Annotated in this window: 6 protein-coding genes and 2 pseudogenes; 4 read left to right on the top strand and 4 right to left on the bottom strand. The window is 63.2% G+C overall.

Annotation, left to right across the window (positions count from 1 at the left end):
- Positions 1-148: 148 nt before the first annotated feature.
- Positions 149-1,045 (bottom strand): LysR substrate-binding domain-containing protein, encoded by an 897-nt coding sequence (locus QTH97_RS34740; RefSeq protein ID WP_286573179.1) that lies wholly within the window; start codon positions 1,043-1,045, stop codon positions 149-151.
- A gap of 103 nt (positions 1,046-1,148) precedes the next feature.
- Between QTH97_RS34740 and QTH97_RS34735 the strand changes: the two genes are divergently transcribed.
- From QTH97_RS34735 to QTH97_RS34720, 4 genes and pseudogenes are all read left to right on the top strand, one after another.
- Positions 1,149-2,315, top strand: a complete 1,167-nt coding sequence (locus QTH97_RS34735; protein ID WP_286573178.1) for a mandelate racemase/muconate lactonizing enzyme family protein — start codon at positions 1,149-1,151, stop codon at positions 2,313-2,315.
- A gap of 30 nt (positions 2,316-2,345) precedes the next feature.
- Positions 2,346-3,323: a tripartite tricarboxylate transporter substrate-binding protein gene (locus tag QTH97_RS34730; RefSeq protein WP_286573177.1), complete on the top strand. Its 978-nt coding sequence runs from the start codon at positions 2,346-2,348 to the stop codon at positions 3,321-3,323.
- Positions 3,324-3,542: 219 nt separating this feature from the next.
- Positions 3,543-4,883 carry a dicarboxylate/amino acid:cation symporter gene (locus QTH97_RS34725; RefSeq protein ID WP_286573176.1) on the top strand — a complete coding sequence of 447 codons (1,341 nt, stop codon included), beginning with the start codon at positions 3,543-3,545 and terminating at the stop codon, positions 4,881-4,883.
- 29 nt (positions 4,884-4,912) lie between these two features.
- A pseudogene (locus tag QTH97_RS34720) lies at positions 4,913-5,254 on the top strand (NADP-dependent malic enzyme); the annotation flags it as partial.
- Positions 5,255-5,287: 33 nt separating this feature from the next.
- On the opposite strand, the pseudogene QTH97_RS34715 reads toward QTH97_RS34720, so the two are convergent.
- From QTH97_RS34715 to QTH97_RS34705, 3 genes and pseudogenes are all read right to left on the bottom strand, one after another.
- Positions 5,288-5,641: pseudogene (locus QTH97_RS34715) on the bottom strand (SDR family NAD(P)-dependent oxidoreductase); the annotation flags it as partial.
- On the bottom strand, positions 5,638-6,915 hold the full coding sequence (locus QTH97_RS34710; protein WP_286573174.1) for an MFS transporter: 1,278 nt from the start codon (positions 6,913-6,915) through the stop codon (positions 5,638-5,640). The pseudogene QTH97_RS34715 and the gene QTH97_RS34710, both read right to left, overlap by 4 nt.
- Positions 6,912-8,606, bottom strand: a complete 1,695-nt coding sequence (locus QTH97_RS34705) for a GMC oxidoreductase (RefSeq protein WP_286573173.1) — start codon at positions 8,604-8,606, stop codon at positions 6,912-6,914. Before QTH97_RS34705 ends, QTH97_RS34710 begins: the two co-directional genes overlap by 4 nt.
- Positions 8,607-8,670: the final 64 nt, after the last annotated feature.

The raw sequence follows: 8,670 nt of genomic DNA, 5'->3' as shown, positions 1-8,670 counted from the left end.
CAAGGCTTTCTGATTGTCGGTGTAGTAGGTTCGCGTTCGGTACTTCATCTGCAACACTCCTTCTGCCTATGCAGTTCTCAGTGTGTTGCATCGACCGGTTGAATCCGCAGGGGCGAAGCGGCGGTTGTCGAGGCGCGCTCGACGCCGATCAGCCACGAACAGCCGTATTCCAGAAGGCGTTAGCAGCCTTCCCCAAAAGCTCGCTGTCGCGGTAGAGCCTGATTTCCAGCGGGACGGCCCACTCGCTACTGGCTGCAGCGACCAGGCGTCCTTGGCCAATGTCATCCTCTACAAGCGTCTGCGGCAGCCACGCGATGCCCCTGCCATCGAGCGCCATCGTCCGCAGAACCGAGGCGAGGTGCGCGGTGAAGACGACTTGTACCGATAGCGATTCCAGCCTGCGCCCCAGAACGGCGCGGGTGATGCGTCCCAATCCAGATTCCTCCGTGTACTGGAGCACGGGAACCGCGCCGCCGCCTATCCCGAGTTGGTGGCGGGCGCTGCCTCCTTCGTTTGGCGCCGACACAGCGACCAGCACGTCCTCGCCAATCCGAACCGATATGTAGGGCTCCGCGTCCAGCGCGCCGTGTGCCTTGTCGTGCGCGTGACTCAGCACGAACTGAACCTTGCTCTGCAGCATCAGTGCTTCGCAACGCTCGAGCACATCGGACCTGAGCTGCACCGGCCCGAGCGTCGTGTGCGATTCGAGGCTTCGCAACCACCGCGGCAGGAATGTGAAAGAGAGTGCGTGCGTGGACGCGATGCGCAAAGTGACCGAGCTTGCCTCGGCGATCTTCTTGGCGTCGCCCGGCACGCGCGCCACCCTGGCGTTCAATTCCTGCGCCACGCCGGCGAACCACTCACCGACTTCGGTCAGCGTGGCTGGCTGCGAACTGCGGTCGAACAGGTCAGCTCCGATCCATTCCTCCAGCGCGCGAATGCGCCGGCTGAAGGCCGGTTGCGAGCTGTGGCGATCATCTGCCGCACGGGAGAAATTCCCCGTGGCCGCCAGCGCAAGGAAGTCATCCAGCCAGATCAGATTCATTGCGGTTCGTCCAGCGCATAGAAGTTGAGAAATTGAACATTGGCCGAAAAAGTCGGCGTGGCCGACCATTCAGTCTCCCCTTCAAACCCACCCGGAGACAACCATGAAGATCGTCGAAATCCGCGAGAAGACCATCCCCATCAGCTCGCCCATCCGCAACGCCTACATCGACTTTAGCAAGATGACCCTGAGCCTGGTCGCTGTGATCACGGACGTGATTCGCGACGGCAAGCCGGTGGTCGGCTATGGTTTCAATTCGAACGGCCGCTATGGCCAGGGCAAGCTCATGCGCGAGCGCTTCATCCCCCGCATCCTCGAAGCTGACCCGGTCTCGCTGGTGGACGCCACCGTCGACAACCTCGACCCGCACAAGATCTGGAACACCATGTTCACCAACGAGAAGCCTGGCGGCCACGGTGAGCGCTCGGTGGCGATCGGCACGATCGACATGGCGATCTGGGATGCGGTCGCAAAGATCGAGGGTAAACCCTTATTTCAACTGCTGGCCGACCGCTATGGCGACGGCAAGCCGAACCGCAAGATCTTCGTCTATGCGGCCGGCGGCTACTACTACCCCGGGCAGGACCACAAGAAGCTGCAGGACGAGATGCGCAGCTACATCGACCGCGGCTACACCGTGGTCAAGAAGAAAATCGGTGGCGCCTCGCTCGACGAGGACTTGCGCCGCATCGATTCGATCATGGAAGTGCTGCAGGACGGCCAGAAGCTCTGCGTCGACGCCAACGGCCGCTTCGATCTCGAAACAGCGATCGCCTACGCCAAGGCCCTGTCACAGTACGACCTGTTCTGGTACGAAGAGCCGGGTGACCCGCTGGACTTCGAACTGCAGGCCGCGCTGCGCAACTTCTACAAGAACCCGATGGCCACTGGCGAGGATCTGTTCTCGATGCAAGACGCGCGCAACCTGATCCGCTACGGCGGCATGCGCCCGGACCGCGACTGGCTGCAGTTCGACTGTGCACTGAGCTACGGCCTGGTGGAGTACCTGCGCACCCTCGACATGCTCAAGGAACACGGCTGGTCGGCCAGCCGCTGCATCCCGCACGGCGGCCACCAGATGTCGCTCAACATCGCGGCCGGCCTCGGATTGGGCGGCAACGAGTCGTACCCGGACCTGTTCCAGCCCTTCGGTGGCTTCCCCGATGGCGTGAAGGTCGAGAACAGCTTCGTCACGCTGCCCGACCTGCCCGGCATCGGCTTCGAAGGCAAGGCGGACCTGTATCGCGAGATGCAGGCGCTCTCAGCCTGACGCAGCATCGAACCACAACGGAGACAAGACATGAAACACTTTTGGCGCAGCGTCGCCGGCCTGGCCCTGGCCGGGTCCGCCACCCTGGCTTGCGCGGACTACCCGGACAAGCCCGTCACCATCGTCGTGCCCTTCGCGGCCGGCGGTCCGACCGACAAGATTGCGCGCGACCTGGCCGAGGCGCTGCGCAAGCCCCTCGGGCAGACCGTCATCATCGACAACACCATCGGCGCTGGCGGCACGATCGGCGCGGCCAAGGTGGCCCGGGCGGCGCCCGATGGCTACACGCTGCTGGTGAGTCACATCGGCATGGCGACGGCGCCGGCGCTCTACCGCAAGCTCAGCTACAAGGTGCCGGAGGACTTCGAAACCTTGGGCCTCATCAACGAGGCGCCCTCGGTGCTGATCGCCAAGCCAGGGCTTGCGGCCAACAACTTCGCTGAACTCCGCCAGTGGATCACCGCCAACGGCGCCAAGGTGAACCTCGCCAACGCGGGGCTCGGTTCAGCCTCGCATCTGTGCGGACTGATGTTCCAGAGCGCGTTGAAGACCACCATGACGCCCGTGCCCTACAAGGGCACCGCTCCGGCGATGACCGACCTGATCGGCGGGCAAGTCGACCTCATGTGCGAGCAGGCGGTCAATGCCGTGCCGCAGATCGAGGGCAAGAAGGTCAAGGTCTACGGCATCACCAGTCTGCAGCGGCTGCCGCTGCCCGCGCTGAAGGATGCGCCGACGCTGTCCGAGGCCGGGTTGAAGGACTTCAACGTTCAGGTGTGGCATGGGCTATACGCGCCGAAGGGCACGCCGCCGGCGGTGCTCGCGAAGCTCAACGCGGCGTTGCGCGTGGCCTTGAAGGATCCCGAACTGATCAAGCGTGAAGAAGCGCTTGGCCTCACGGTGGTCACTGACGAGCGGCTCGATCCGGCCAGCCACCGGAAGTTCGTCGAGTCTGAGAAGACGCGCTGGGCCAAAGTGATCAAGGACGCCGGCGAATACGCCGACTGACGTGAAGAGGGCAGCGGGCCGATAGAGCGCGCGCCTTCCTTCTCCTGCTGCGACAACAGCGTCGGGCTCGGTGGGCGCGACGACGAGCAGGCGTGCGCCCAAATTTCGTCACGCCATCCATGCAGCGGCCCTGCCCACATGTCCTTCGAGAACCCCGCCATCAAGCCAACGTATCCGACCGTGGCAGTCGGAAGCCATTACAGGCAAGGAGACAACATCATGACCAGTTCGACGAGTTCCAAGAAAGAGCCCTGGTATCGCCGGCTCGATAAACAGGTTCTGATCGGCATTCTGCTCGGCGTTGCACTGGGGCATTTCTACCCCACAGTGGGCGCCGACATGAAGCCGCTCGGCGACGGATTCATCAAGCTGATCAAGATGCTGCTGGCCCCAGTCATCTTCGCCACCATCGTCGTGGGAATCGCTCGCATGGGCGACCTGAAGGAAGTTGGCAAGGTGGGCGCCAAGGCACTTCTCTACTTCGAGATTCTCTCGTCGATCGCTTTGGTCGTGGGCCTGCTGGTGGTGAACATCCTGAAGCCGGGCGCCGGCATGAACGTCGACCCGGCGACGCTCGACGGCAAGTCGATCTCGGCCTACACCAGCGTCGCGGAAACCCAGCACGCCGGCGCCGTCGACTTCATCATGAACGTCATTCCGAGGACGATCGTCGGGTCCTTCGCCAATGGCAACGTGCTCCAGATCCTCTTCTTTGCCGTCCTCTTCGGTTGCGCCTTGTCGAAGATGGGTGCCCGAGCGAAGCCTCTCATCGACATGCTCGACCTGGGTCTGAACGGCATGTTCGGCATCGTGAAGATGGTGATGGTCCTCGCGCCGATCGGTGCCTTCGGTGCCATCGCCTTCACCATCGGCAAGTACGGCGTGGGCTCGCTAGCCTCCTACGGCATGCTCATTCTTGCGGTGTATGGAACCTGCGTACTGTTCATCGTGGTCGTGCTCGGCACGGTTGCACGAATCTGCCGCATCTCCCTCTTTTCCTACCTGCGCTACATCCGGGAGGAGCTGCTCATCACCTTCGGGACGGCACCCACGGAATCGGTGCTCCCCCAGATGATGAAGAAGCTTGAACGCGCCGGGTGCGAAAAGACTGTGGTCGGCATGGTGCTGCCGGCAGGCTACACCTTCAACCCCGACGGCACGGCGATCTATCTGACCATCGGAGCGCTCTTCGTGGCGCAAGCAACCAACATCGACCTGAGCTGGTCACAGCAGTTGGTGATCCTGGGTGTTCTCATGCTGACGTCGAAGGGTTCGGCAGGCGTCGCCGGCGCGGGGTTCGTGACGCTGGCCGCCACGCTGGGCAGCATGCACACCATCCCCGTCACCGGACTGGTGCTGCTCCTGGGCGTCGATCGCTTCCTCAACGAGGCGCGGGCCATCACCAACCTGGTCGGGAATGGCCTGGCAACGATTGCTGTCGCCAAATGGGAGGGTGCCTTCGATGAGGTGATGTGGCGCGAGGTGACGGGCGACAAGACGCCGATGCGCGGGAAGGCTCGGCTGCCCAAGCCCGGGCCCGTGGTCATCGACGCTTCATGAACATCCCATTGCACATCTGATTTTCTCTACTGCCATGTCCTCACCTACAAACTTCAAATTTCCGCCAGGCTGCGCTCAACTATCACTCGCATGCGCCCGCGGGAAAGCTTGCCATCGCCGCAATGAAGCCTCTCTTCAACCAAAGGGACCTCTCGCTCGCCTACTCGCCAGGCGTCGCCGCGCCGTGCGAGGAGATCGTGCGTGACCCGAGCACGGCCTTCAAGTACACCGCACGTGGCAACCTGGTCGCGGTCATCTCGAACGGCACGGCCGTGCTCGGGCTCGGCGACATCGGCGCATTGGCGTCGAAGCCGGTGATGGAGGGCAAGGCGGTCCTCTTCAAGAATGCGCCCGCCGCCGCCCTGCTTGATCATTTGCTGCGCGGCGAACTGGGTGCCGAAGAATGCGCTCTTGAGATTGATGGCGAGCACCTTGTCGTAATCCGCTTCGCTCGTATCGAGCACGGAGGTGCGTGTCTCGACCCCGGCGTTGTTGACCATGACATCGACGCGGCGGAACCTCTTGACGGCAGTGGCGATCAGCCTTTGCAGGTCGGCGACCTTGCTCACATCGGCTTGTACCCCGATCGCCTGGTCACCCAATGCGAGGACTTGCCGCTCCGTCGCTTCGGTCGCTTCGGGATGAACGACATAGTCGATGACGACGTTGGCCCCTTGCTTGGCGAGTTCCAGCACGATGGCGAGACCGATGCCGCTGTTGCCGCCGGTGACGATGGCCACCTTGCCTTTCAAGTTCATGCTTGATCTCCGGGATGATTGATGGTTGAGGTCCGCTTCGGACTTTGAATCGGCGCGCACGGTACTTCCGTGACCAGTCGCGCTGGGCGGCGGGCGATGAGCGCAGCAAGCACGACGAGCGCCAGCGCGACGCCGGTGGTCGCTCCATAGATCGTGCCCAGACTCAATCCCAACCGTGACTCCAGAGGGCCGACGCCAAAGGCCGCGATCCCGTACCCGATCTGGTAGGACGCGATCAATCCCCCGGCCATCGATGCGGCGATGGCCTTGAGTTCCGCCTGACCGAAGCTGATGACCAGCGGCAGCAACGCCGAACAACCGAAGCCTGCGAGGGCAAAGGCCGGGATGCCGAAGAGCGGCTGGCTCGGCTGCAGGAAGGCCAGGACGACAAAGCCAGCGGCCACGAGCAACGGCAGGACCTGGAAGACGGCGCGCTCGGGCAACCATTTCCCGACGAGGGCAAAGAGCACGCGCCCAGCCGTCACCATGCCCCAGAACACGGTGAGGGCGAGCGAGGCCTGCGTCGCACTTGCGCCCAGTTCCTTCGTCATGTAGAGCGAAGCCCAGTTGCCGTTCATCGTTTCGCAGACACCGTACAAGAGCGCGAATCCGGCGAACACCCAGAGCCGAGAAGGAAGCTTCGTCCGCCCGCCCATGACCCCGGCGCCGTCCGCCTGCGCATCCGGACTGAGCGGCAAGCGCGCACTGAACAGGAGCAGCCCCAGGATCAGCGCGCCAGCCAGCACCGGCAGTCCCCACCAGATGCCCAGACCGACGAACACCGCGACAAGAATCGGCGCCAGCGCAGTGCCTGACCCCAGCAGGGCGTTCAGCGCCAACACGGCCTTGTCCACCTTCTGTGGAAAGAAGGCGGCGGCGAACGTGTTGAGCGTCGGCACCGTGAACCCGAAACCGACGCCGAGGCAGCCGGTGGCGACGAGCAGGACGACGTAAGCCACCGCGTGCTCGCTCATCGCGAACCGGCTCAGAACGAGCATCGCCATCGACGCCAGATTCGCAACGAGGCCGATCAAGAAGATGCGCTTGGCGCCGAGGCGTCGTGCCAAGCCGGCGCCCAGCAGGGAGGATCCGATGGCCGTCACCGCCTGGGGCACGAACATGCCGCCGTATTCCGTTCTCGACAAACCGTAGCCCGTGGCGCTGGTGAAGACGACGCTCGCCGCCGGAAACGTGACCAACGCCACGCCCTGAATCAAGCCGGCACCGTACACGGCCGCGATTTCTCGGCGCCGTGCGAGCGGGTAATTTGTCATTGGACGCGGTGCAGCAGGTGCTCGCCGACGCGCAAGGCGTTCGCGATGGCGGTCAACGACGGATTCACCGCCCCGATGCTTGGAAAAAAGCTCGTGTCCACGACGTACAGGTTGTCGAGCTCGTGCGCCTTGCAGTTGACGTCGAGGACGGAGGTTGCCGGGTCGATGCCGAACCGGCAGGTGCCGGCCTGGTGAGCGACGCCGGCGATGGGAATGTGCTTTCCCATGTAGAGGTTGTTCGGAATGAGGTGAGGATGCATGTCCATGTGCTCGAGCATCGACTGCAATTTCCTTTGCAGGCGATTGATCGGCTCCACGTTTGTGAACTCGTAGTGGAGTTGGATTTCACCTCCAGAATTCAGGGACACGCGATTCTGGGGAAGCGGCAAGTCTTCGCTCGTGAGCCAGAAATCCACAGCGTGTCGGGCCATCTGATCCAACGTGAAGCCGGGCGCGAACCGTGGCGCGTCTTCCTTGAACATCGGTCCCTGGGACTTGCCGAGCATCTGGATGTTGCCGAGCGGAAACTCGTAGTCCGGCGCGCCGAAATAGAAGTCATTGATCGTGAGCGTCTTCTGGAACTGCGTCAGGTTCTCGTTCCGGGACAGGGCGACCAGCGCGACCGCGTTGTGAAACATGAAGTGGCGACCCACCATATCCGAACCGTTCGCCAGCCCGCGCGGATGTTTTTGATTCGCCGACATGAGCAACAGCCGTGCGGAGTTGGCCGCGCCGCAGGACACGACAATGAGGCTTCCGGTGTACGCCTCGCGCTGCCCAGCACGATGCACGATCACCTGGGTAACCGTGCGTCCGCTGGCGTCCGTTTCGAGGCGTTGGACATGAGCGTCTCTCTTCAGCGTCACGTTCGGGTACTGCAACGCGGGCCGCACGGCGATGACTTCAGCGTCCGCCTTCGCGTGGACGAGGCACGGGTAGCCGTCGCAGGAATTGCAGCGTATGCATTGGCTGTGGGGACGATCCGCCTCGTCGAGCAGGATGCCCGTCGGCGCGTACGCCGGCCGATAACCCGCGCGCTTCAAGCCATCGGCGATCTCCTGCACACGCGGCTCGTGGCTCACGGGGGGAAATGCGTAGGGTGCACTGGCTGGCGGATCGGTGGGGTCATCGCCGCGCTGACCATGGACGTGGTAGAGCGCTTCTGCCTGCGTGTAGAACGGCTCGAAATCGTCGTACCGAATCGGCCAGTCGGGCGTCGAGCCGTCGGCAGTGCGGTGCGCCGTGAAATCCCTCTCGCGCAAGCGAAACATCGCAGCGCCGAACATCTTGGTCGCGCCGCCGACGAAGTAATGGACGCCCGGCTGGAACGGCTTGCCGTCCGAGTCATACCACGTGTCCTTCGACACGTAGCGGTTCTTCACGAAGACTTCGGTCGGATCCCAGTTCTGCTTCTCGCGCGGCAGATAGTCGCCGCGTTCGAGGATGAGAATTCGCTTGCCGGAAGGAGCCAGCTTGAGGGCGAGCGTGCCGCCGCCGGCCCCGCTGCCGATGATGATGAAATCGTAGTGATCATCGCTGCACATGAGGGTTTCCCGTAGGTAAAGCCTTGACTGCAGGAGTGGGCACCTCTTCCGTGGTCGATATGGTCGGAAATCGTTACGTTGGTAACGGGACAATGTCAGCGCAGCACAGGCGCGGGCATTCGCCCCCAGAATCAGCGCTAGCTCCAACTCGCTGCTCACCCGGCTAGACGGACCCAGGAGCGCCACCGCAGTTTCAAGTCTGAACCCGCCA

Origin of the sequence: Variovorax gracilis (assembly GCF_030317115.1) — a bacterium.
In the GTDB taxonomy this organism is placed as follows: Bacteria; Pseudomonadota; Gammaproteobacteria; order Burkholderiales; family Burkholderiaceae_C; genus Variovorax; species Variovorax gracilis.
Note: the sequence above shows the minus strand (reverse complement) of the source record. Positions and strands in the feature narration are given on the sequence as shown.